This is a genomic window from Caballeronia sp. GAFFF1 (genome assembly GCF_023630705.1).
GTDB lineage: Bacteria > Pseudomonadota > Gammaproteobacteria > Burkholderiales > Burkholderiaceae > Caballeronia.
Genome location: NZ_JALQEM010000041.1, coordinates 401440 through 425161, shown reverse-complemented (window position 1 = coordinate 425161; position 23722 = coordinate 401440). Strand labels below are relative to the sequence as shown.

General features: G+C 66.0%; 21 protein-coding genes. 18 read left to right on the top strand and 3 right to left on the bottom strand.

Annotation, left to right across the window (positions count from 1 at the left end; all coding sequences use genetic code 11):
* The first annotated feature begins 17 nt into the window (after window positions 1–17).
* From hpnJ to NCR37_RS27230, 4 genes are read left to right on the top strand one after another with little or no spacing between them, the layout of a single operon-like run.
* Entirely contained in the window at window positions 18–1442 is a 1425-nt protein-coding gene (hpnJ, locus tag NCR37_RS27245; RefSeq protein WP_250475910.1) for a hopanoid biosynthesis associated radical SAM protein HpnJ, read from the top strand.
* 4 nt (window positions 1443–1446) lie between these two features.
* The gene (hpnK, locus tag NCR37_RS27240) at window positions 1447–2286 is read left to right on the top strand and encodes a hopanoid biosynthesis-associated protein HpnK (protein ID WP_250475909.1); all 840 of its coding nucleotides are present in this window, start codon (window positions 1447–1449) and stop codon (window positions 2284–2286) included.
* Complete coding sequence (locus tag NCR37_RS27235; protein WP_250475908.1) at window positions 2286–3311, top strand: lysylphosphatidylglycerol synthase domain-containing protein; 1026 nt, start codon at window positions 2286–2288, stop codon at window positions 3309–3311. Before hpnK ends, NCR37_RS27235 begins: the two co-directional genes overlap by 1 nt.
* 50 nt (window positions 3312–3361) lie before the next feature.
* Window positions 3362–4126 carry a COG4705 family protein gene (locus NCR37_RS27230; protein WP_250475906.1) on the top strand — a complete coding sequence of 255 codons (765 nt, stop codon included), beginning with the start codon at window positions 3362–3364 and terminating at the stop codon, window positions 4124–4126.
* 4 nt (window positions 4127–4130) lie between these two features.
* Here the strand turns inward: NCR37_RS27230 and NCR37_RS27225 are convergent, their stop codons facing one another.
* Both NCR37_RS27225 and NCR37_RS27220 read right to left on the bottom strand, forming a co-directional pair.
* Complete coding sequence (locus tag NCR37_RS27225; protein WP_250475905.1) at window positions 4131–5570, bottom strand: aldehyde dehydrogenase family protein; 1440 nt, start codon at window positions 5568–5570, stop codon at window positions 4131–4133.
* 13 nt (window positions 5571–5583) lie between these two features.
* The gene (locus NCR37_RS27220; protein ID WP_175943578.1) at window positions 5584–6507 is read right to left on the bottom strand and encodes a LysR family transcriptional regulator; all 924 of its coding nucleotides are present in this window, start codon (window positions 6505–6507) and stop codon (window positions 5584–5586) included.
* Between the two features lie 290 nt (window positions 6508–6797).
* On the opposite strand from NCR37_RS27220, the gene NCR37_RS27215 reads away from it, so the two are divergent.
* The 10 genes from NCR37_RS27215 (at window position 6798) to NCR37_RS27170 (ending at window position 19710) form a co-directional block, all read left to right on the top strand.
* Window positions 6798–8291 carry a UbiD family decarboxylase gene (locus tag NCR37_RS27215; protein ID WP_250475904.1) on the top strand — a complete coding sequence of 498 codons (1494 nt, stop codon included), beginning with the start codon at window positions 6798–6800 and terminating at the stop codon, window positions 8289–8291.
* Window positions 8284–8898, top strand: a complete 615-nt coding sequence (locus NCR37_RS27210; protein ID WP_250475903.1) for a UbiX family flavin prenyltransferase — start codon at window positions 8284–8286, stop codon at window positions 8896–8898. The genes NCR37_RS27215 and NCR37_RS27210 overlap by 8 nt, the downstream gene beginning before the upstream one ends.
* Before the next feature lie 4 nt (window positions 8899–8902).
* Entirely contained in the window at window positions 8903–11935 is a 3033-nt protein-coding gene (locus tag NCR37_RS27205; protein WP_250475902.1) for a xanthine dehydrogenase family protein molybdopterin-binding subunit, read from the top strand.
* The gene (locus NCR37_RS27200; RefSeq protein WP_250475901.1) at window positions 11932–12753 is read left to right on the top strand and encodes an FAD binding domain-containing protein; all 822 of its coding nucleotides are present in this window, start codon (window positions 11932–11934) and stop codon (window positions 12751–12753) included. Before NCR37_RS27205 ends, NCR37_RS27200 begins: the two co-directional genes overlap by 4 nt.
* Window positions 12750–13286, top strand: a complete 537-nt coding sequence (locus NCR37_RS27195) for a (2Fe-2S)-binding protein (RefSeq protein ID WP_250475900.1) — start codon at window positions 12750–12752, stop codon at window positions 13284–13286. Before NCR37_RS27200 ends, NCR37_RS27195 begins: the two co-directional genes overlap by 4 nt.
* Window positions 13279–14883, top strand: coding sequence for an AMP-binding protein (locus NCR37_RS27190; RefSeq protein ID WP_250475899.1), 1605 nt, complete (start codon window positions 13279–13281; stop codon window positions 14881–14883). Before NCR37_RS27195 ends, NCR37_RS27190 begins: the two co-directional genes overlap by 8 nt.
* A 6-nt stretch (window positions 14884–14889) precedes the next feature.
* A complete protein-coding gene (locus NCR37_RS27185; RefSeq protein ID WP_244851207.1) occupies window positions 14890–15696 on the top strand; it encodes an enoyl-CoA hydratase/isomerase family protein in 807 nt (268 codons plus the stop codon).
* 23 nt (window positions 15697–15719) lie between these two features.
* Window positions 15720–17459: a GMC family oxidoreductase gene (locus NCR37_RS27180; RefSeq protein ID WP_250475898.1), complete on the top strand. Its 1740-nt coding sequence runs from the start codon at window positions 15720–15722 to the stop codon at window positions 17457–17459.
* A 97-nt stretch (window positions 17460–17556) separates the two neighbouring features.
* Entirely contained in the window at window positions 17557–18933 is a 1377-nt protein-coding gene (locus tag NCR37_RS27175) for an MFS transporter (protein ID WP_250475897.1), read from the top strand.
* A 78-nt stretch (window positions 18934–19011) separates the two neighbouring features.
* Window positions 19012–19710, top strand: coding sequence for a sterol desaturase family protein (locus NCR37_RS27170; RefSeq protein ID WP_250475896.1), 699 nt, complete (start codon window positions 19012–19014; stop codon window positions 19708–19710).
* A gap of 6 nt (window positions 19711–19716) precedes the next feature.
* On the opposite strand, the gene NCR37_RS27165 is transcribed toward NCR37_RS27170, so the two are convergent.
* Window positions 19717–20634: a LysR family transcriptional regulator gene (locus NCR37_RS27165; protein WP_250475988.1), complete on the bottom strand. Its 918-nt coding sequence runs from the start codon at window positions 20632–20634 to the stop codon at window positions 19717–19719.
* A 140-nt stretch (window positions 20635–20774) separates the two neighbouring features.
* On the opposite strand from NCR37_RS27165, the gene NCR37_RS27160 reads away from it, so the two are divergent.
* From NCR37_RS27160 to NCR37_RS27145, 4 genes are all read left to right on the top strand, one after another.
* Window positions 20775–21953: a GGDEF domain-containing protein gene (locus NCR37_RS27160; protein WP_250475895.1), complete on the top strand. Its 1179-nt coding sequence runs from the start codon at window positions 20775–20777 to the stop codon at window positions 21951–21953.
* Window positions 21954–22078: 125 nt separating this feature from the next.
* Window positions 22079–22900 (top strand): hypothetical protein, encoded by an 822-nt coding sequence (locus tag NCR37_RS27155; protein WP_250475894.1) that lies wholly within the window; start codon window positions 22079–22081, stop codon window positions 22898–22900.
* Between the two features lies 1 nt (window position 22901).
* Window positions 22902–23279, top strand: a complete 378-nt coding sequence (locus tag NCR37_RS27150) for a hypothetical protein (protein WP_250475893.1) — start codon at window positions 22902–22904, stop codon at window positions 23277–23279.
* 107 nt (window positions 23280–23386) lie between these two features.
* The gene (locus NCR37_RS27145; RefSeq protein ID WP_250475892.1) at window positions 23387–23716 is read left to right on the top strand and encodes a GlpM family protein; all 330 of its coding nucleotides are present in this window, start codon (window positions 23387–23389) and stop codon (window positions 23714–23716) included.
* Window positions 23717–23722 lie beyond the last annotated feature (6 nt).

Genomic DNA, 23722 nt, shown 5'->3' with positions numbered 1-23722 from the left:
TCACAGGACTTCGCATCATGAAGCAGACGCTCTTTCTTCAGGCTCCGTCCTTCGACGGCTTCGACGGCGGCGCGGGATCGCGCTATCAGGCCAAGCGCGAGATTCGCTCGTTCTGGTATCCGACATGGCTTGCCCAACCCGCCGCGCTCGTGCCGCAAAGCCGCGTGCTCGACGCGCCCGCCGACGGCTTGTCCGTCGAGGAAGCGCTCGCGATTGCCGCGCAATACGACCTCGTCATCATCCACACGAGCACGCCGTCCTTTCCGACGGATGCGCTCTTCGCCGAGCATCTGAAAGCGCGCAAGCCGTCGGTGCTGATCGGCATGGTCGGCGCGAAGGTGGCGGTCGATCCGCATCATTCGCTGACCGCGAGCGAGGCGATCGATTTCGTGTGCCGCGAGGAATTCGACTACACCTGCAAGGAAGTCGCCGAGGGCCTGCCGTTCGCGTCGATCAAGGGGCTCTCGTGGCGCAACGAGGACGGCTCGATCGAGCACAACGAAGCGCGCCCTATCCTCGAAAACATGGACGAGCTGCCGTTCGTCGCACCCGTCTACAAACGCGACCTGAACATCAAGAACTACTTCATCGGCTATCTGAACTATCCGTATGTGTCCATTTATACGGGGCGCGGCTGCCGTTCACGCTGCACGTTCTGCCTGTGGCCGCAGACGGTGGGCGGGCATCGCTATCGCGTGCGTTCGGTCGAGAACGTACTCGAAGAAGTGAAGTGGATTCGCGACAACATGCCGGAAGTAAAGGAGATCATGTTCGACGACGACACCTTCACGGATTTCAAGCCGCGCGTGGAAGAGATTGCCCGCGGTCTCGGCAAGCTCGGCGTGACGTGGTCGTGCAACGCGAAAGCCAACGTCCCCTATTCGACGCTGAGAATCATGAAGGATAACGGCCTGCGCCTTTTGCTCGTGGGTTATGAATCCGGTGACGACCAGATTCTGCTCAACATCAAGAAGGGCTTGCGCACCGACATTGCGCGACGCTTCGCGGACGATTGCCGCAGGCTCGGCATCAAGGTACACGGCACGTTCATTCTCGGCTTGCCGGGCGAAACGAAGGAGACAATCGAGAAGACGATTCGGTATGCGAAGGAAATCAATCCACACACGATTCAGGTTTCGCTCGCCGCGCCTTATCCGGGCACGACGCTCTACCAGCAGGCAGTGGATAACGGCTGGCTCGCCGAGAACAAGGTCATCAATCTCGTCAGCAAGGAGGGCGTGCAACTCGCGGCAATCGGCTATCCGCATCTGTCCCGCGAAGACATCTACCACGAGCTCGAACGCTTCTACAAGCGGTTCTACTTCCGCCCGTCGAAGATCTGGGAGATCGTGCGCGAAATGCTGACGAGCTGGGACATGATGAAGCGCCGCTTGCGCGAAGGCGTGGAATTCTTCCGCTTCCTGCGGGCGCATGAGGCATGAGCGCATGCGAGCGTTGATCGTCACCGCCGACGACTTCGGCCTGCACGAGCGCGTCAACGAGGCGGTGATCCGCGCGCATCGCGATGGCGTCCTCGCCTGCGCGAGCCTGATGGTCGCGGCGCCCGCCGCGCGCGATGCCGTCGAGCGCGCGCGGCAGTGTCCGTCGCTTCGCGTGGGGCTGCATGTGGTACTGGCCGATGGACTGTCGACGCTCGGCGCGTCGCGAATTCCCGCATTGACCGACGAGAACGGATGGATGCGCGATGCGCCGCTGAAAGACGGCCTGCGTTATGCGTTGCTTCCCCATGTGCGCCGTCAGCTTGCCGAGGAAATCCGCGCGCAGTTCGACGCGTTCCGCAGGACCGGCCTTGCGCTCGACCACGTGAACACGCACAAGCATCTGCATGTGCATCCCGTGGTGCTTTCGCTGATTCTCTCGATCGGTCGCGAATACGGCATGCGCGCGATGCGCCTGCCATCGGAAGCGAACGCGCCGTTGTGGCTCAAGCCGTGGATGGCGCTGACGCGCCGGCGTCTGGCGCGCGCGGGCATCGCACATAACGACTACGTGGTCGGCATGGCGCAAACGGGGCGCCTGGATGAAGCCGCGTGGCTCGCGGCGCTCGCCGGCATCGACGCGAACGATGGACGAGTCGGCGAGATCTACTGTCATCCTGCCGTGGCGGGCGACACGCCCATCACGGCTTCGATGCGCGACTACCGCCACGCCGACGAACTCGACGCGCTGTTGTCGCCACGCGTGAGCCAGGCGCTCGCGGCGGCGCGTGCGCGCGGCGTCGCGCTGGGCGGCTTCTCCGACGTATTCGGCGCGGAGCGCGCGTGATGTCGCTACGCAAGGCCGCCGCCACCGCGTGGCCGGGCGTGCTCGCGCTCGTCCTGGCAAGCGTGATCGTCTACACGCTGCGCGAGAGCATCGGCCACGCGAGCGAGCGGATCATGCACGCATGGCTGCCGTTGCTTCTGCTCGTGCCATATCGCGCGTTGCCACTCGCGCTCGATGCGCTCGGCTGGTGGATTCTGCTTGCGCGCGCCCTGCCGTATCGCTTCGTATGGTGGATCGCGACCGTACGCGACGGCGTGAGCCGCCTGCTGCCGGTGGCGAGCGTGGGCGGCGAAGTGGTCGGCGTGCGGCTCGCGTGCTGGAAGCTGCGCGATTCATCGGCGGTCATCGCGTCGGTGATCGTGGAAGTGCTCGTCACGCTCGGCATGCAGGCAATATTCGCGCTATTCGGCATCGCGGCGCTTGCCCATTCGGTCGCGTTGCATCGCGCGTTGTGGCCGCTTGGAGCCGCGAGCGCGGCGACGCTTGCGGCGCTCGCCGCATGCGCCTGGTGGCTGCGCCGCGGCGCGCCGTTCGATGTGCTAATGGCGCTCGCGCGCCGCGTGCTCGGCCACAGTCCGCTGCTGCGCGCGGGTCATTCGCGACGGCTCGATGCCGCACTGCGCGCGCTCGCGCAACGTCCGCGCGCGTGGCTCGGCGCGCTCGCGTGGCAACTCGCGGGGCAGGCCGCGGGCGCGCTCGAGAATTTCTTCGCGCTCTGGGCGATGGGCGTGCCCGTGACGCTTTCGGATGCCGTCGCCATCGAAGCCGTCGCGCAAATCGCGCGGCATGTGGCCTTTTTCGTGCCGCTCGGCGTCGGCGTGCAGGATGCCGCCATCGTGCTGACGAGCCAGCTCGCCGGCATCGGCACGGAGGCGGCGCTGTCGCTCGCGCTCGTCAAGCGCATGCGCGAAGTGCTCTCAGGCGGGCTGGCGCTCGCATCGTGGCCCGTCGCCGAGCGCGTGCGCCGCTCGCACGGCACCACGAAAAGCGCCGCGCGCGAGGACTGCGCGAACATGTCGGCGTAACGCCGGGCGCTCCAGGCATGCTGCAATACTCGCTATAGAAAGGCATCCTAATGAAAAGTAAATCCAAGGTTCCGCACATCACGCTCTTCTTCTGGATCGTCAAGATTGCCGCGACGACACTCGGCGAAACGGGCGGCGATTGGGTGTCCATGTCGCTCAACCTGGGTTATCTGATCGGCTCGGCGATCTTCGCGCTGTTGTTCGTCGGCTTCGTGACTGCGCAGGTGAAGGCGCGCGGCTTTCACCCGTTCCTGTACTGGGCCACCATCGTCGCGACGACGACGCTCGGCACTACGCTCGCCGACTTCGCCGACCGTTCGCTCGGCTTAGGCTATCCGGGCGGCGTGGCGATCGTCTCCGCATGCCTGCTGTTGAGCCTTGCAGTGTGGTATCGCGTGGAAGGCAGCGTGTCGGTGGACACCGTGAACACGCCGCGCGTCGAATGGTTCTACTGGGTGACGATCCTCTTCTCGCAAACGCTCGGCACGGCCCTCGGCGACTGGATCGCAGGTGACGACCGCGGCGGCCTCGCGCTCGGCTACGAAGGCGGCGCGCTCCTGTTCGGCGGACTGCTGGCGTGCGTCGCGGCGCTGTACTTCTGGACCTCGCTGTCCCGCACGCTGCTGTTTTGGGCGGCGTTCGTGCTGACGCGGCCGCTCGGCGCGACGCTCGGCGACTTCTTCGACAAACCGGTCGCGCAGGGCGGGCTCGCGATGAGCCGCCTGTGGGCGTCGTTGATTCTGCTGGCGTTCATGGCCGTCTGCGTCGCATGGATGACGAAGGCGCGGGCGCGCGAACGACGATCGCTGCCGTAGCGTGTCAGCGCAACGGAGCGATGCCTTCCGCGACACCCGCCGGCATGCAGATGTGCTTGATCTGGGTGAAGTCGGCGAGCGCGTCGTAGCCATGCAGACGCCCGAGGCCGCTTTGCCGGTAGCCGCCGGTTTCCGCTTCCGCGAAGAGCTTGTTGTGGTCGTTGATCCAGACGGTGCCGTTACGCAACGCACGCGCCATGCGAAAGGCGCGCGGGCCGTCGTGGGTCCATACGCTCGCTGACAGACCGAAGACCGTGTCATTCGCCTTCGCGAGCGCTTCCTGCTCGCTCTCGAATACTTCCAGCGTGACGAACGGCCCGAAGATTTCGTCCTGGCAGAAGAACGCCTTCGGGTCGCCGTGCTCCACCAGCGTCGGCGAAAGAAACGCGTGGCCCGAGCGTGCGCCGCGCAACAGCACGCGATCCGCCATGTCGCTTGCGCGTTCGATAGTGCGGTCCACCGCATCGCGCGTGGGCGCATCGATAAGCGCGCCGATATCCGTCGCCGGATCGATGCCGGGTCCGACTTTCAGCGCGGCGAGCGCGCCCGCGAGATGCTCGCGCATTTCGGCCGCGCGCGACGCATGCACCAGCACGCGACGCGCGGCCGTGCATTGCTGACCGGAGATGATGGTCGCGGCGCGCGCGAGACGCGGCGCAATAGCGGCGATGTCGGCATCGTCGAACACGAGGCAGCACGACTTGCCGCCGAGTTCGAGCGAGAGCTTCTTCATGCTGTCCGCCGCGGCGGCCATGATTCTCTTGCCGGTCGCGGTCGATCCCGTGAAGCTCACCACGTCCACGCCGTGCGAATCCGCGAGCCGCTGACTGGCGGCGTGCGCCTGTTCGTTCACGAGGTTGACAGCGCCCTTGGGCAACGCGGTGTGATCGAAGCAGCGCAGCATCGCGGCCGTGACGAGCGACGTCTGCGCGGCCGGCTTCACGACCGCCGTGCAGCCCGCGGCGAGCGCGGGCGCGAGCGAGCGCACGAGCAGCACGGCCGGCGCGTTCCACGGCACGATGATCGTTGCGACGCCAGCGGCTTCGCGCAACATCGTGGAAATGGTGCCCGGTTCCGGTTCGAGCACGTGCCCCGCGATATGCCGCGCGAGCCCCGCGTAATAGCGCACCTCCGATATGGCGCCCGCAATCTCGCCGCGCGATTGCGCAATCGCCTTGCCATTCTCGCGCGTGAGCAGCGTCGCAAGCGAATCGCGCTGCTGTTCGAGCGCCGCGGCCCACGCGAGCAGCACGTCCTGGCGCAAGCGCGCATCCTGCGCCCACGTCGTGCGGTCGAACACATGGCGCGCGGCGGCAATGGCGGCGTCCGCTTCGTGCGTGCCTCCGTCGGCGTATTGGCCGATGGCTTCGCCCGTCGCGGGGTCGATGCTGTCGAGCGTCGGCGTGCCGGTCCATTCGCCGCCGATCCAGTGCAATGCGTTCATCGTGTTCGTTCCTTCATTGGGGTAATGTATCGGACACCGAAGTATTCGATGCTTGATGCAGTTCGTCGCCGATGATCGCGATCAGCGCCTCCGCTGCCGCGCTCAACGGCCGGCGCGGATGACTCACGCACACGATATGGCGCACGATGCGTGGCGCGAGAATCGGGCACGCGCGCAGGGTGCCGTGCCGCGCGGCGCGTTCGACCACGATGCGCGGAAGAATCGTCGCAAAGCGCGTGTGCTCGACGAGCTTGAGAATAGTGGAGAGCACGTCGATTTCGAAGCGCGGCGCGAGCAGCACGTCTTCATGTTGCGCGGCGCTGTCGAGCACGCCGCGCAGACCGTGGCGCTTGGTCGGCAGCACGAGTTCGAGCTCCGGCAACTGCGCCAGTTCGATGGCGTGCGGCAAGTCGGGCCCGTGCGCGGCGCTGGTTGCGAGCACCATCTCTTCGTCGAGCAGCGGGCGCGAATCGAGCGACAGGCGCGCGCGCGGCTTGTTGATGATCGCCGCATCCAGTTGGCCGCCCGCCACCCAGTCGATGAAAGTCGCGCTGTAGCCATCGGCGACGGTCACTTCGACATCCGGATAACGCGCGTGAAAGCGCGAGAGCGAGTCGGCGAGCACGCTCTCCGTGACCGACGCGATCAGCCCGATGCCCACATGCCCGGTCACGACTTCGTCGCGCTGCACGAGCTGCTGCCGCGCGTGCGCGAGATCGCGCATGATCGGCAGAAAGAGGCGATACATGAGCCGCCCCGCCGCAGTCGGCGCCATGCCGTGCGCGCCCCGTTCAAAGAGTTGCTGATGCAGTTCGTCTTCGAGCTTGGCGATCTGCATGCTCAACGCGGGCTGCACGATGTTGAGCCGTTTGGCGGCGCGCGTGACCGAGCCGTCTTCGAAGAGCGCGATGAAGTACTGGATTTGCTTGAGGTCCATTGATCCCATCCTCATCAGCAACGCTAATAGGCCTGCGTCGAGTTATCACTGTGTGTCAAACGCGGCCTGAGTGCATCACGTGAAGCCGCGCCCCGCTGGACGGCGTGCGAAAGGCATCTATTGATACGTAACTGTAAGAACGCTGTCATCGGGGCTAACACCGATATAAGACCCGATGATCCGGCGCATCAGAAAACAGTATTAGAACTTATGGAGTGATCTCGCTACGCTTCAACCATGCGCTTGCTGCGGCATTTCCAGTCAACGGCAGGCAATGGATGGAGACACTAATGAACTCACGCGATGCCGCAACGAACGGCATTTCCAAATTTGCATGGGCCCGACCGGGCGCCGACGCGGGCTCGCTCTCGCTGCGCGACTGGCTCGCGCATCTCGCGAAGACCGGACGCGTCGCGACGATCGACAAGCCCGTCGCGCTCGAACATGAACTCGCGGCCATCGCCAAGCGGCTCGACGGCACGCAAGCGGCCGTCTTCACGCGTCCGGGCGGCCATCCGGTGCCGGTCGTGAGCGGCTTCATGGCGAAGCGCGCGTGGATCGCCGAAGCGATGGGCGTCGAAGAAGCCGGGCTGCTCGCGCGATTTTCCGCTGCGGCCGCCGCGCCGCTCGAATCGAAGGTGATTGCGCGCGAAGACGCGCCGTGCCAGCAAGTGGTGCATACGAACGGCATCGACCTGCACGCGCTCTTGCCGATTCCCACGCACAGCGAGCACGACAACGGCCCGTACATCACGGCGGGTCTCGTAATCGCGCGCAATCCGCGCACGGGCGTGCAGAACGTCTCCATCAACCGCATTCAGGTACATGGCCGCGACCGCATGGCGATTCTGCTGCTGCCGCGCCATCTGTACGCGTTCCAGCGCGCCGCCGAAGAAGCGGGCGATGCGCTCGACGTGGCCGTCGCCATCGGCGTCGATCCGCTGACGATGCTCGCGTCCCAAGCCATCACGCCGATCGACCACGACGAGCTTGAAATCGCGGGCGCGCTGCACGGCGCGCCGCTGCCGGTCGTGTCGTGCGTGACGAACGGCGTGCATGTGCCGGCGTTCGCGGAGATCATCATCGAAGGGCGCATTCTGCCGAACGTGCGCGAGCCGGAAGGCCCGTTCGGCGAGTTCCCGAAGTACTACAGCGCGAAGGAATCGCGCGAAGTCATCGAAGTGACGGCGGTCACGCATCGGCGCGACCCGATTTTTCATACCATCGTGCCGGCGGAGATGGAGCATCTGCTGCTCGGCGCCATTCCGCGCGAAGCCACGCTGCTTGCGCATCTTCAACGCAGCCATCCTTCGGTTAAGGACGTGCATCTTTCCGTGGGCGGCGTGTGCCGCTATCACCTGTGGGTGCAGTTCGACAAGAAGCGCGAAGGCGAGGCGAAGAATGTGATTCTCTGCGCGTTCGGCGCGCACTACGACATCAAGCAGGTCGTCGTCGTCGATACGGATGTGGACGTGCACGATCCCGCCGAAATCGAATGGGCGATCGCGACGCGCTTTCAGGCAGACCGCGATCTCGTCGTGGTGGCGGGCGCGCAAGGCTCGCCGCTCGATCCTTCGACGACCGTGGGCCTTCCTGAAGACGCGCCCGCGCATCTGCAAGGCGTGAGCGCGAAGATGGGCATCGACGCCACACGGCCCGTCGTCTATCCGGCGCACGTCTTCACGCGCGTGCGGATTCCGGGGCAAGACACGGTTGATCTCGACGCGCTCGTCGCGAATGACAACAGCGCGCTCGACGCCTACCTCACGCGCGATCATGGCTGAGCGAAAGAAGCGCATCGTCGTCGGCATCTCGGGCGCGAGCGGCGCCGTGATCGGCGTGCGTCTCATCGCCGCGCTGCGCCGGCTCGGCACGCACGAGACGCATCTGATCGTCTCGGCGTCGGGCGCGGTCACGGCGGCGCAGGAACTCGGCCTCGCGCGCGCCGACCTCGATTCGCTCGCTGACGTCGTGCACAACGTGCGCGATATCGGCGCGGCGGTGGCGAGCGGTTCGTTTCTGAGCGACGGCATGGTGATTGCGCCGTGTTCGATGAAGACGCTCGCCGCGGTTGCGAACGGCTTCGCCGACAACCTGCTGACGCGCGCCGCCGACGTCATGCTCAAAGAGCGCCGCCGCCTCGTGCTGGTCGCGCGCGAGACGCCGCTCAACCTCGCGCATCTGCGCAACATGACGCTCGCGACCGAAATGGGCGCCATCGTGATGCCGCCCGTGCCCGCGTTCTACGCGCATCCGAAGACCATCGACGATGTGGTCGATCACACGGTCGGACGCATTCTGGATTTGTTCGGCATCGAGCACGGCGAGATTGCGCGCCGCTGGAGCGGTCTCGCCGACGAATTCGGCAGCCGCGCCGAAAGCAAGGAGTGACGCCATGAACCAGCGCGACACAGGATTCGCGGATATCAACGCACGCGTCGCTGAGAACGGTGCCGCCGCGCCCGAGCGCCACGTCGGCCGTCCGATGCCTCGTTTCGAAGACCCGGCGATCCTGACGGGCCGTGGCCGCTACGGCGACGACCTCGCCGTGAAGCCCGGCACGCTGCAAGCCGCCATTCTGCGCTCGCCGCATGCGCATGCGGATATCGTGTCCATCGACACCGAAGCCGCGTCGAAGCTGCACGGCGTGCGCGCCATTCTCACGCGCGACGACTTGCGTCCGTGGTCGCGGCCGTTCGTGGTCGGCGTGAAGTCGCCGATGGAACAGTGGGCGCTCGCAATGGACCGCGTGCGCTATGTCGGCGAGCCGGTTGCAGTCGTGATGGCGGAATCGCGCGCCATTGCCGAAGACGCGATGGACCTCATCAAGGTCGAGTACGCGCTGCGCGATCCGGTCACGTCCATCGAACAAGCGGTGCAGGGCGATTCGCCCGTGCTGCACGAACGCGTCGGCACAAACGTGATCAGCGACCGGCATTTCAGCTATGGCGATCCGCAAGCCGCGTTCGAGCGCGCGCCGCATCGCGTGAAACTCGTCGCGCACTATCCGCGCAATACGTGCGCGCCGATCGAATGCGGCGTGGTGATTGCCGAATACCTGTCGGGCGACGAAGGCTACGACGTCACCTCGAATTTCATGGGTCCGTTCTCGCTGCACGCCGTGATGGCGATGGCGCTCAACGTTCCCGCTAACCGCTTGCGCCACAAGGCCCCGCGCGATTCCGGCGGCAGCTTCGGCGTGAAGCAGGCGGTGTTTCCGTATGTCGTCTTGATGTGCCTCGCCTCGCGCAAGGCCGGCGCGCCGGTGAAATGGGTCGAGGACCGGCTCGAACACCTGAGCGCCGCGACCTCCGCGACCGCGCGTCTGTCCACCATCGAAGCCGCCGTGGAAAGCGACGGCCGCATTCTTGCGCTTTCATACGATCAACTCGAAGACGTGGGCGGCTACGTGCGCGCGCCCGAGCCCGCGACCTTCTACCGGATGCATGGCTGTCTGACGGGCGCGTATGCGATTCCGAACCTCGCCGTGCGCAACCGCGTGGTGCTGACCAACAAGACGCCGACCGGCCTCGTGCGCGGCTTCGGCGGACCGCAGGTGTATTTCGCGCTGGAGCGGCTGATTCAGCGCATCGCCATCGAACTGAAGCTCGATGTGCTCGACGTGTACCGCCGCAACTTCGTTCCCGCCGATGCGTTCCCGTATCGCGCGGCAGCGGGCGCGCTGCTCGATTCGGGCAACTATCAGGAGGCGCTGCGGCTTTCGAACGCGCAGGGCGGCTACGAAGAACTCGTCGCGCGGCGCGACGCGGCTCGCAGGGAAGGGCGTCTCTATGGCATCGGCTTTGCCGCGATCGTCGAGCCGTCCGTATCGAACATGGGCTATATCACGACCGTCATGCCGCCCGACGCGCGCAAGAAGGCCGGCCCGAAGAACGGCGCGATAGCCAGCGCGACCGTGAGCGTGGATCTGCTCGGCGGCGTGGTCGTCACGATTGCATCGACGCCCGCGGGCCAGGGCCACATGACGGTGTGCGCGCAAGTCGTCGCCGATGTGCTCGGGCTGGACCCGAAGGACATCGTCGTGAACGTGGAATTCGACACGCACAAGGACGCGTGGTCCGTCGCGGCGGGCAACTATTCGAGCCGCTTCGCGGGCGCGGTGGCCGGCACGGTGCATCTCGCCGCAACGCGCGTGCGCGAGAAGCTCTCGCGCATTCTCGCGAAGCAGTTCGGCTGCGCAGCCGACGACGTGCGCTTCGAACGTGCGCGCATTTTCCCGAAAGATGCCGAAGACCGCGCGTTGCCGTTCGCGCGCGCGGCGAGCAACGCGCCGCACTGGGCGCCCGCGCTTCTGCCCGAAGGCGAGGAGCCGGGTCTGCGCGAGACGGTGTTCTGGTCGCCGCCGCACATGGACGCGCCCGATGAAGAGGACCGCATCAATACATCGGCGGCGTATGGCTTCGCGTTCGACATGTGCGCCGTCGAAGTGGACCGCGCGACGGGGCGCGTGCGCATCGACCGATACGTGACCGCGCACGACGCCGGCACGCTTTTGAACCCCGCGCTCGCGGACGGCCAGATTCGCGGCGCGTTCGCGCAAGGGCTCGGCGCCGCGCTGATGGAAGAGTTCCGCTACGGCGCGGACGGCAGCTTCCAGTCGGGCACGCTCGCCGACTATCTGATGCCGACGACCTGCGAAGTGCCCGATCCGGTGATCGTGCATCTCGAAACGCCGTCGCCGTTCACGCCGCTCGGCGCGAAAGGGCTCGGCGAAGGCAACAACATGAGCACGCCGCCATGCATCGCGAATGCGGTGGCGGATGCGCTCGGCGTCGACGACATTCGACTGCCGCTCACGCCGCAGAAGGTGATGGCGCTGATCGGCATCGACGATCCGGAGCCGTCGCGCCCCGAATACCGCGAAGCAGCACCGGCGAAGCCCGCGACGCCGGGCGGCGGCAAGGCATTGACGGCGCAAGGCACGGTCGATTTGCCCGCGACGCCCGAAGCGGTGTTCGCCGTGCTGCTCGACCCGAAGGCGCTCGCCAACGTCATTCCCGGCTGTCACGCGCTGGAAGAGACCGCGCCGAACCAGTATCGCGCGGACGTGACGGTGGGCGTCGGCATGATCAAGGCGCGTTTCGAGGCGCGCATCGGCTTGTCGGAGATCGACGCGCCGCGCCGCCTGCGTCTCGCGGGCGCGGGCATCTCGCCGCTCGGCAGCGCGCGCGGCAACGGTCTCGTCGAACTGACGCCGCATGGCGGCGGCACGCGCCTCGCATACGACTACGAAGCGCAGGTCTCCGGCAAGGTCGCGGCGGTCGGCGGCCGCATGCTCGAAGGCGCGGCGAAAGTGGTGCTCAGGCAGTTGTTCGAATCGCTCGGCCGGCAGGCGGCGGGCAAGCCGGTGGCGCAGCGCAGCTCGTGGATCGCGCGGCTCCTCGGCCGTTTCAGGAGGAACGCATGAAACCCGCGCCGTTCGATTATCTACGCGCGATGACGACGCAACACGCGCTCGACGCGCTCGCGCAACACGGCGAAGACGCCCGCGTGCTGGCGGGCGGGCAGTCGCTGATGGCGGTGCTCAACATGCGGCTCGCGCAGCCGCGCGTGTTGGTCGATATCTCGCGCACCGCCGAGCTGGACGCCGTGCGCGTCGATGACAAAACGGGCCATCTCGTCGTGAGCGCGGCGGCGACGCAAGGCGGCGTCGAGTGGCGCCGCTCGTTGCGCGACGAAGTGCCGTTGCTCGCGATGGCGTTTCCGAACATCTCGCATTTTCAGATCCGCAATCGCGGGACGGTGTGCGGTTCCATCGCGCATGCCGATCCGAGCGCGGAACTGCCGCTCGTGCTGGCCGCGCTCGGCGGCGACGTCGTGCTGCGCTCGAAGAAGAAGCGCCGCACGCTCGCCGCGCAGGACTTCTTTCAGGGAATGCTGATGACGGCGCGCGAGCCCGACGAAGTGGTGGAAGCCGTGCGCTTTCCGTTGAGAAAGCCCGGCGAGCGTCACGGGTTCGCCGAGTTCTCGGCGCGGCATGGCGATTTCGCGGTGGTCGCGTGCGCGGCGATCGTGACCGACGACGCGATCCGCATCGCGGTAGGCGGCGTCGCGGACCGGCCGGTTGCCGAGACCTGGCCGCGTCTGACAGGCGACGACCTGCGCGGCGCATTGAACGACCTGAGCTGGAAACTGAACGCGCAGGACGACGCGCACATCAGCGCGAAGTATCGCCGGAATCTGGTCCGGCAACTGGGATGGCGCGTGATCGAGGAGGCGAAGTGAGCAACACGGCGGAGAACATCATGCGGCACGGCGAGCAGCAGCGCATCACGCTGACGCTCAACGGCCGCGAACGCAGCGGCTATTGCGAGCCGCGCGAACTGCTGTCGGATTTCATCCGGCACGAACTCGGCGCGACGGGCACGCACGTCGGCTGCGAGCACGGCGTCTGCGGCGCATGCACGGTGCATGTCGACGGCATCGCCGCGCGCTCGTGCCTGATGCTCGCGTTGCAGGCGGACGGACGGCGCATCGACACCGTCGAAGGTCTCGCGCCGGAGCAGACGCTCGGCGACTTGCAGCAGGCGTTTCAGCGGCATCACGCGTTGCAGTGCGGCTTTTGCACGGCGGGCATTCTGATGTCGTGCGCGGATTATCTGCAACGCGTGCCGGACCCGACAGAGGAACAGGTGCGCGAGATGCTTTCGGGCCACATCTGCCGCTGCACGGGCTATACGCCCATCGTCGCGGCCGTGCTCGATGTCGCCGCGCGCCGTCAGGCGAAGGCAAACTCGAAGGAGACCGAACATGCTTGATCTCGGGCGCACTTTCCTTCAAAGCGTCGAGCGCAGTCCGAATGCGCTCGCGCTGGTCGACGGCGACCTGCAACTCACGTACGCGGCGTGGCATCGCGTGATCCTGAATGTCGCGGATGGCCTGCGCGCGCTCGGCGTGCGACGCGGCGACCGGCTGCTCGTCGTGCTGCAAAACCGCTGGGAAATGGCGACGCTGCATTGGGCAGGGCAGTTCGCGGGCATCGTGATCGTGCCGCTCAACTGGCGCGCGAAGCCGGAAGAAGTCGAATACTGCGTGACGGACGCAGGCGTGAAGGCGATCGTCTACGAACCCGTTTCCGCCGATGCCGTGATGCAGAGCGCGTCGGCGCAGAACCTGCCGCGCATCGGACTGGACGACGTATCCGGCGGCACGCTGACGTTCGACGCGCTGACCGCCGAGCGCGCGCCGGAATGCGCGAGCGACTGCACAGCCGGGCGCATCGACGACAGCGCCCATGCCACCGCCGACGACATCTCGCTGATCCTCTACACGTCGGGCACCACCGGCAAGCCGAAGGGCGTGCCGCGCCGCCACCGCCACGAACGCGCGGGCGCGCTCGCGCACGTCGCGCAGAACCTGTACCGGCGCGGCGAACGCACGCTCGGCGTGATGCCGCTCTATCACACGATGGGCGTGCGCTCGCTGCTTGCGATGGCGCTCGTCGATGGCGTGTTCGTCTGCGTGCGCCGCTGGAACGCGAAGCTCGCGCTCGACTCCATCGCAACGCACCGGCTGACGTGCCTCTATCTCGTGCCGACGCTCTATCACGACCTGCTCGCCGACAGCGGTTTCGCGAGCACGGATACGTCGTCGGTCAGAAAGCTCGGCTTCGCGGGCGCGCCGATGAACGACGGCCTGCTCAAGCGCCTCTCGGCCGCGTTCCAGCCGGAACTGTTCGTCAATCACTACGGCTCGTCCGAGGTCTACACGTTCAGCATCGATCAGGACGCGACCCGAAAGCCGGGCAGCGCGGGGCGCGCGGGCATCAACACGCGGCTGCGCGTGGTGAAGCTCGATGCCGTCTCGCCCGAGCAGACGGCGGCCGCCGGCGAGGAAGGGCAGATCATCGCGGACCTGCTCGGCGACGAAGCATTCGAAGGCTACTGGAACCGCCCGGACGCGAACGCGAAGTCTCTGCGCGACGGCTGGTACTTCACCGGCGACACCGGCTATTTCGACGCTGACGGCGACCTCTACGTGACCGGCCGCGTGGACGACATGATCATCAGCGGCGGCGAAAACATTTCGCCCGTGGATATCGAGTCGGTGCTCTCGCTGCATCCCGCCGTCGATGAAGTCGCGGTCGCAGGCGTGAAGGACGAGCGCTGGGGCCAGCGCGTGGTCGCGTTCATCAAGCGCCGCGAATATGTCGATGCCGAAGGGCTCGACGCCTGGTGCCGCCAGTCCGACCTCGTCAACTTCAAGCGCCCGCGCGACTACGTGTTCGTCGATGACATTCCGAAGTCGCCGGTCGGCAAGATCCTGCGCCGCAAGCTCTCGGCGGGCGAGTACGTGCCCGATGCTACGCCCGACAGCGCGCCGCTCGCACAACGTATGGAAACCACGAAGGAGTAACCCCACATGACCGACCTGAACCACCGCGGCCAGACGCTGCTGCAAGACCTCGACGGCTTCTCGGTCGAGATCGACGCCGAACGCGAACGTGCCGACATCATCCTGCACCGGCCGCCGTTCAACGTCATTTCGATGCACGCCCGCGACCAGTTGCGCGCCGCATTCGAAGCACTGGACGACGACGAGCGCGTGCGCGTGATCGTCGTGCGCGCGAACGGCGAGCACTTTTCGAGCGGCGGCGACATCAAGGGCTTCCTGGAAGCGTCGCCCGAACACGTGTCGAAGCTCGCATGGAACATCGCGGCGCCCGCGCGCTGCTCGAAGCCGGTGATCGCAGCCAATCGCGGCTTCTGCTTCGGCGTGGGCTTCGAGTTGTCGCTCGCGTGCGATTTCCGCATCGTCACGGATACGACGTTCTACGCGCTGCCCGAACAGAAGCTCGGCCAGATTCCCGGCTCGGGCGGCTCGGCGCGCTTGCAGGCGATGGTCGGCATCGGCCGGACCAAGGACATCGTGATGCGCTCGCGCCGCATTCCCGGCAAGCAGGCGTACGAGTGGGGCATTGCGGTGGACTGCGTGCCCGACGCCGAACTCGAAGCCGCGACGGACGCGCTGGTCGACGAACTGCGCGCGTTCTCGCCGCTCGCGCAGCGCACCGCGAAGAAGCTCCTGAACGATTCGGAAGACGCGCCGCTTTCCATCGCGATCGAACTGGAAGGGCATTGCTATAGCCGCCTGCGCTCGTCGGACGACTTCCGAGAAGGCGTCGAGGCGTTCCACGGCAAGCGCAAGCCGGTGTTCCGCGGCTTCTGACAACGCAGACAAAGGAAGACGACATGAGACGCTTCGATTACGTGATCGTGGGCGGCGGTTCGGCGGGATGCGTGCTCGCGCATCGGCTGTCGGCGTTGCCGTCGCTGCGTGTCGCGCTGATCGAGGCGGGCGCGGACACGCCGCCGGGCGCGGTGCCCGAGGCCATTCTCGACAGCTATCCGATGCCGGTCTTCTGCGGCGACACGTACATCTGGCCGGACCTGAAAGCGAAAGCCACGAAGCAGGCCGCGCCGCGCGTGTACGAGCAGGGCCGCGTGATGGGCGGCGGGTCGAGCATCAACGTGCAGTCGGCCAATCGCGGCTTGCCGCGCGATTACGACGACTGGGCCGCGACGGGCGCCGACGGCTGGGCGTGGCGCGACGTGCTGCCGTACTTTCGCAAGCTGGAACGCGACCTCGACTTTCCCGGCGGCGAACTGCACGGCGGCGACGGCCCGGTGCCGATCCGCCGCATCATGCCGAAGGACTGGCCGGCGTTCTGTCATGCGTTCGGCCAGGGCTTGCGCGCGCAGGACGTCGCCGAGTTGCAGGATCAAAACGGCGAGTTCGGCGACGGCTTTTTTCCCGGCGCGTTCTCGAACGAGGACGACAAGCGCGTGTCCACGGCCATCGCCTATCTGGACGAAGCGACGCGCAAGCGCCCCAATCTCGCGGTGTACCCGAAGCTGCGTGTCGAGCGCATCGTGATGGAAGGCGCGACGGCGCGCGGCGTAATCGCGGTGGACGAAGACGGCGAGCGCCTGCGCTTCGATGCGGGCGAAGTGGTCGTGAGCGCGGGCGCGCTGCAATCGCCGGCGCTTTTGATGCGCGCCGGCATCGGCGATGCGCGCGAACTCGCGGCGCTCGGCATTGCGTGCGCGGTGGATCTGCCGGGCGTCGGACGCAATCTGCAGGATCATCCGTCGCTCACGTTCTGTCATTTTCTCGAGCCGCGCTTTCGCATGCCGCTCGCGCGACGCCGCGCCAGCATGATGGCCGCGCGTCTCAGTTCGGGCGTCGCGGGCTGCGACGAGTCGGACCTGTATCTGTCGAGCGCGACACGCGCCGCATGGCATGCGCTCGGCAACCGGCTGGGGCTGTTCTTTCTGTGGTGCAACCGGCCGTATTCGCGCGGCCGCGTGCAGCTCGTTTCCGCCGATGCCGCCGCCGCGCCGCGCGTCGATCTGAATCTGCTGGACGACGAACGCGATGTAGAGCGGCTCGCCGTCGGCGTGCGCATGCTTGCGCGCATCGTGGAAGCGTCGGGTCTGAGCCGCGATGAACGCGACTTCTTCCCGGCTGCCTTCTCGCCGCGCGTGAAGGCGTTGAGCAAGGTCGGCGAGGGCAACGCGCTCTTGACGTCCGCGCTCGGGCTTCTGCTGGACACGCCCGCGCCCGTGCGCCGGATGTTGATCGAACGCTTCTTCACGCGCGGCCTGAAGATGAACGCGCTGCTCGCCGACGACCGCGCGCTCGCGGACTTTATCCGCGCGAACGTGTTCGGCGTGTGGCACGCGAGCGGCACCTGCCGCATGGGCGGCGCAAAGGACCGCGATGCCGTCACGGACGGGCAAGGGCGCGTGCATGGCGCGCGAGGCTTGCGCGTGGTGGATGCATCGCTGATGCCGAAGCTGCCATCGGCCAATACGAACATACCGACCATCATGATCGCCGAGAAGATTGCCGACGCGATGGTCGCGGCGCGGCGCGAACGCGCGGAACTCGATGTATCGGGGTCGCCGCCGCTCGCCGCCGCCCACTAACGATTTTTTTTAACCTCGACAAGAGCACGCAATAAGAAACGTGCCTGCGAAACCGGGGCGATCGAAAGACGGCCCGGTGACAAACTAGGAGATACACATGTCCGTAGCTGCACAAGACGGGGCCGCCGCGCTTCCGGTGAATCAGCGGCAGATCATGGGCGCGGTGCTGGCCTCGTGCATGGGCTGGGCGCTCGATCTGTTCGACCTCTTCGTGTTGTTGTACGTCGCGCCGGTGGTCGGGCGTCTCTTCTTCCCGTCCGAACACGCGATGCTATCGCTCGCGGCGGTGTATGCGTCGTTCGCGGTGACGCTGCTCATGCGTCCGCTCGGCTCCGCGCTCTTCGGCTCCTACGCGGACCGCCACGGCCGCAAGGGCGCGATGATCTTCGCGGTGGTCGGCGTCGGCATCTCGACGGCGGCGTTCGGCGTGCTGCCGACCGTCGCGCAGGCCGGCCTCGTCGCGCCGATCCTGTTCCTGCTGCTGCGTCTCGTGCAGGGCGTGTTCGTCGGCGGCGTCGTGGCATCGACGCATACCATCGGCACCGAATCGGTCGCGCCGAAGTATCGCGGCGCGGTGTCGGGGCTGATCGGCGGCGGCGGCGCGGGCCTCGGCGCGTTGCTCGCCTCGCTCACGTATCTGGCGATGTCGTCCATCTTTCCGGGCGAACTCTTCGATGCGTGGGGCTGGCGCTGCATGTTCTTCACCGGCATCGTGAGTTCGGTGCTCGGGCTCTTCGTGTTCAACAGCCTCGAAGAATCGCCGCTCTGGAAGAAGCTCGCGGCGGAGAAGGCGGCGAAGGCGGCTGCGCAGGTCAAGACCGCGCCGGTCGAAGTCGTGCGCTCGCCCATTCGCACGCTGTTTTCGCGCGAGTATCGCGGGGTGCTGTTCGTGAACCTGCTGCTCACGATCGGCGGCGGCAGCGGCTATTACCTCACTTCGGGCTATCTGCCGACGTTCCTCAAGGTCGTGAGCCATGCGCCGAACGGCGCGGCCGCCGCGATCCTGATGATCTGCAGCGTCGCGGTGGTGTTCGCATCGATCGCGGCGGGGCATCTCTCCACATTCATCGGACGCAAGAGCGCGTTCGTGTGGATCGGCCTCATTCGGCTCGTCGCGCTGCCCGGCCTGTTCCTGCTGCTGCCGACGGCGCAAAGCATCACCATGATCGGCGTCTACGCGGTGCTGCTCTCCGCGCTCGGCAGCGCGGGCTATGCGCCGATTCTGATCTTCCTGAACGAACGCTTCCCGACCGCGATCCGCGCGACCGGCACCGGTCTCTCGTGGAACATCGGCTTCGCGATCGGCGGGATGATGCCGACCTTCGTTTCGCTCGTCGCGAAGGACGCGAGCCAGTTGCCGTCGACGCTCGCGATCTTCGTCGGCGCGATCAGCATCATCTTCCTCGTCGGCGCGTTCGTCGTGCCGGAAACGCTCGGCAAGCTGGACAACAGCGCGGCGCGCAATCCGTCCTGAAGCAGGCAGTCACCGGTGGGCGCGCGACGCACGCGCCCACACCCGCATCGTTCAATACAGACACTGGAGACGCTCATCATGAAGTATGACGAGGACGTTCGCGCGCGCTCGTACAAGTTTCGCGACGATTACGTGGAAGCGACGCCGAAGTGGTATCGCGGAGAGATGCATCTGGGCTTCACGCTCGTCTTCACGACGGCGGTGATCGTGTATTGCGCCGCGCAGCTTCACGCGCCGACGTTCGCGGAATGGCTCGCGGTCGTGCCGCTCTTTCTCTTCGGCAACTGGGCGGAATGGGCCGCGCACCGGTATGTGCTGCATCGGCCGACGAAGTATTTCAGCATGGTCTACAAGCGCCACTGCGCGGTGCATCACCGCTTCTTCACGCATGTGACGCTGGAGTACAAAGGCCACAAGCACTGGCGCGCGCTGCTGTTTCCGCCGTTCGCGCCGGTCGCGTTCGTGCTCGCGGCCGCGCCGCTCGCGTTGCTGATCGGCTTCGTGTTCACGCGCAACGCAGGCTATATCGCGCTTCTCACGATGGCGGCGTACTACCTGATGTACGAAGGGCTGCACACGCTCTCGCACGTCACGGACAGTCCGTTTCTAGACCGCGTGCCGTTCGTCAACACGGTGCGGCGCCTGCATGTGACGCATCACGATCCGGAGCAGATGGCGACGCAGAACTTCAATCTCACCTTCCCGATCTGCGACACGCTGTTCGGCACGCGCAGCGATGCGCCGCGCACGGTGCCTTCCACTGCGCGTCGCGGCTGATTCGCATCATGCAGGAGGAGCCGGCGCGCCCGTGGTCACGCGCCGGATCTCCTCGGTGATGATGGCGATGAGCGCCTGCGCCGCCGGCCCGATGGGCCGCTTGGGATGCGTGACCTGAATGATGTGACGCACGATCGGCGGCTTGTCGATGGTGCGAACGCGCAGCCGCCCTTCGTCCACCTTCGATTGCACGACGACGCGCGGCAGGATCGTCGCGACGCTGCTTTGCTCGACGAACTGCACGATCGTGCTGAGAAGATCGATTTCGAACTTCGGCTTGATGACGACATCGGCCGCCATCAGCGCGGCGTCGAGCGCGCCGCGCAGGCCGTTGCGCCGCGTGGGCAGCACGAGTTCGATGTCGGACTGCGCGACGAGGTCGATCGTCTCCGGCAAATCCGGCCCGTGCGCCGCGCTCGTCACAAGCACCATTTCTTCGACAAGTAGCGGCTCGACATCGAGCGCGAGGCGGCCGCGCGGCTTGTTGATGATCGCGGCATCGAGCCGGCCGGATTCCACGGCGTCGATGAGTTGCGCGCTGAAGCCGTCCGCTACCGACACTTCCACTTGCGGAAAGAGGGCGTCGAAGCGCGCGAGCGATTCGGGCAAGACGCTCTGCGCCTCCGACGACACCATCCCGAGCGACACGCGCCCCGTCACGATGACATCGCGCCGGCTCAACTGCTCGCGCGCATGACCGATGTCGCGCATGATCGGCGTGTAGAGCCGGTACATGAGGCGCGCGGCTTCGGTCGGCGCCATGCCGTGCGGCCCGCGTTCGAAGAGCGTCTGCCGCAGTTCGGCTTCGAGCTTCGCGATCTGCATGCTCAACGCAGGCTGTGCAATATTGAGGCGCTTGGCCGCCCGCGTGACGGTGCCTTCCTCGAATAGCGCGATGAAGTACTGGATCTGCTTCAGTTCCATGTGACGGCCGAGCGGCGAAACGGACATGGTACCGCCACGCGGCGATTCACGGCTGCCCGCGGCCTTCAGCATTCCATGCCGCAGCCGTTAACGCGTTCTATGAAACCGTCGTTCTCCGCAGATATCAGGCAAGCGAGCGCATGCATGTCGACCTCATCACCCTCTACGTCCTAGCTATCGGAACGCTTCTCGTCAGTTGCGGGATGACGTTCTGGGAGCATCGCACGAACCCCGGACGCAGCAGGGAACTCAAGATCCTCGCGGCGGGATACGGCACGCTCGCCATCGGCTGCGCGGCGGCGTCGTTCCGGCACGCGGTGCCGGGCGTGCTCGGCTCGGCGTTGAGCAACCTCGTCATCGAGGCGGGGTATCTGTTGATCCTGCACGGCGTCGCGGCGTTGAACGGGCGGCGTTGCCGGCGGTTCTCGATCGGCCTTTTCGCCGTGCAGGCGCTCGCCTGGGCGATCGGCGGCGCGCGCTGGCAGGAGACCGTGTGGAGCTATGCGAGCGCGCTTCCTATCGCCGCCGCAGCCGCAATGACATCGCGCGAACTGCTGCGCAGCGACCGCATGCACTGGGGACAGGCGCGGCGCATCGCGGTGATCGTCTGTGCCGCGCATGCGCTCCTCTACGCCGCGCGCGCGTGCATTCTTCCGTGGATGGCGGCGCTCGGCACGCCGCTCTTGATGCTGCTCGCCAAGATCACGATGTACGAGGGCGTGCTCTATTCCGTCCTCTTGCCGATGACGCTCTTGCGGCTCGTCCGCGACGAAGCTCACGCGCAGCTTTTGCGGCAATCGCAGACCGACTATCTGACCGGACTCGGCAATCGCCGCTCGTTCTTCGAAGAAGGCGGGCGCGCGGCCGCGGGGCGCGACGTGTCGGTGCTCGCCATCGACCTCGACCACTTCAAGACCATCAATGACCGATACGGCCATCAGGCCGGCGACGAAGTGCTGAAGACATTCGCGCTCATCGCGCGAAACGTGCTGGGACCCGATGCGGTTCTCGCGCGCATCGGCGGCGAAGAGTTCGCGGCGGTGCTCGCCGGGCCGCACGGCGATCGCGCGAAAGAACTCGCGGAGGACGTCGTCGGACGCTTCGCCGCGACGACCTCTCGCGGCGCGAACGGCGCGGAGTTGCGGGCGACGGTGAGCATCGGCCTCGCGCGGTCCGGCACGCCCGCGAGCGCGCTCGCCGATGTGCTCGGCGCGGCGGATCGGGCCTTGTATGCGGCGAAGGCGGGCGGCGGCAATCGGGTGGAGGTGGGGCGGCTCGCGCAGTGGGGCGAGGCGCGGTGTGATGAGGGGGTGGTTTGAGCCGGCGAGGTACGCAGTTGCGCTAGAACTGGCCGTCACTGCAATAACTTTCGGAATAACGCCCTACCGTCCGCTTGCTGCGGCGTGGTAATTCTCTCTGATTCGATATTGGGGAGGACGCACAGTTGCCAAGCGGAATCAGAGCGGACAAGTGGTCGCTCACGTTGTACCTCAGGCGCGACAGGTGTTTCGTCAACTCGGACGAAAAGCAGCGCGCCGCCGAAAGCGCTCGCAGGTTTCTGGCTGACGCATCTGATTGGATGCGCGATCGGGCGATCATGGCGAAGCTGCGAGCGCTACTGGGCATCGATGAGGCCGACACTTCGAACGCACGCTGGAAGATTCGACGCGCTATCGAAACAGGCGAGATCGTGACGGTACCCGACCTACGGCGCAGCGGCGTCTGTTGTAGTCACGGCGTCGACATGCCGAAGCCGCGTTCGGTGACTTTCACGCCATCACAACTTTTCAAGGGCGCGCCGCGCATATCGAGCGCCGGCTCCTTCGACCGCCCGGCACCCATAAGGCTCTTCGCTGACGACTGCATGGCCGCGTGGCTTGCCAGGCCCGGGGATGTGCTTCCGGATGGCAGAATAGCCACCGCCATCGGCGCAAAAGGCGGTTCAATGTTGCAGAGTCTTCGGGACGTCGAACATGATTCGCTCGGGGACGCCGCGCCTTTCGAGTATCGGCCCGGTTCAGCCTCTAGCGATGTCTTCGACATCGCATCACAGGAAACAAAAACGCCGAACACAGGGGACTCGTGGGCGTGGTACACGAACCCCGGCAGCGGCCAAATGCGCTTGTACGGAGACACTGGTGCGCCAGTGATCGACCTCGATTTCGACCATGTGCACAATGGCCTTCGTCCGCATGCTCACAATTGGAATGACGGTGTGAGAGACGGTGGCGACGACGTTGTTCCCTTTAGCCCTTGGAATCCCTGACATGGAAAACAACTCGAGCGTTATCGCGCAGTATCACGCGTTTCACGATTGGTACTTGTGCGCAATTTCGGCAGACATGTTCGGGGCCGTCGTCGAACTGAGACTCTTATTCGATAACCGAAAGGATCGGGTCCGGGTCGTCTTCAGAGGAGCAACGCGGTGTCTCGTTAGAGACTTCCTGATTCAAAACATCATCTCTTCAATGACTGTCCTATCGGATTTCGAGTCTCAGCAATTCAAACAGGCTCGCGCCGCCCTCGACAATTCGTATCCGTGGGGAAGAGATAGCCCACATAAACTTATCGCCTCCATCGACGCGTCCATTGGCGCCGACGCGCTCATCGAGTTCGATTCGGTGGCGGTATATCCGGATCAATAGACGCGCGGCGCAAGCGCCTTGCTTTTCGCGCGGTTACATTCGGTGCGCACACGTCCATCCCACTCTCCCTATGATCCCCGCTTCGCATCTGCATCAACGGAAATTCGATGGACGTATTGTGGAAGGGTCTGCTCGGCGGTCTTGTCACCGCGCTGATCGCGATGGCATCCAAACGGGGCAACGTGCTTCCCGGCATTCTCCCTCTTGCGCCCACGTTCGCGATCATGGCGCTCCTCGTGGTAGGCGCCAAGGGCGATGCGGGCGGTTTCAGGACCACGTGCCTCTCCGGCGCGCGCACCATTCCCGCCCACCTCGTATTCCTGGGAACATGCTACGTGCTCGTGCATTTCGTGGACTACCGGCTGGCAATTCTCGGTGGACTCGCCGCATGGCTGGTCGCGGCGCTGACCATCTTTCTCGCGCCGCGATTCTTCTAGCCACGC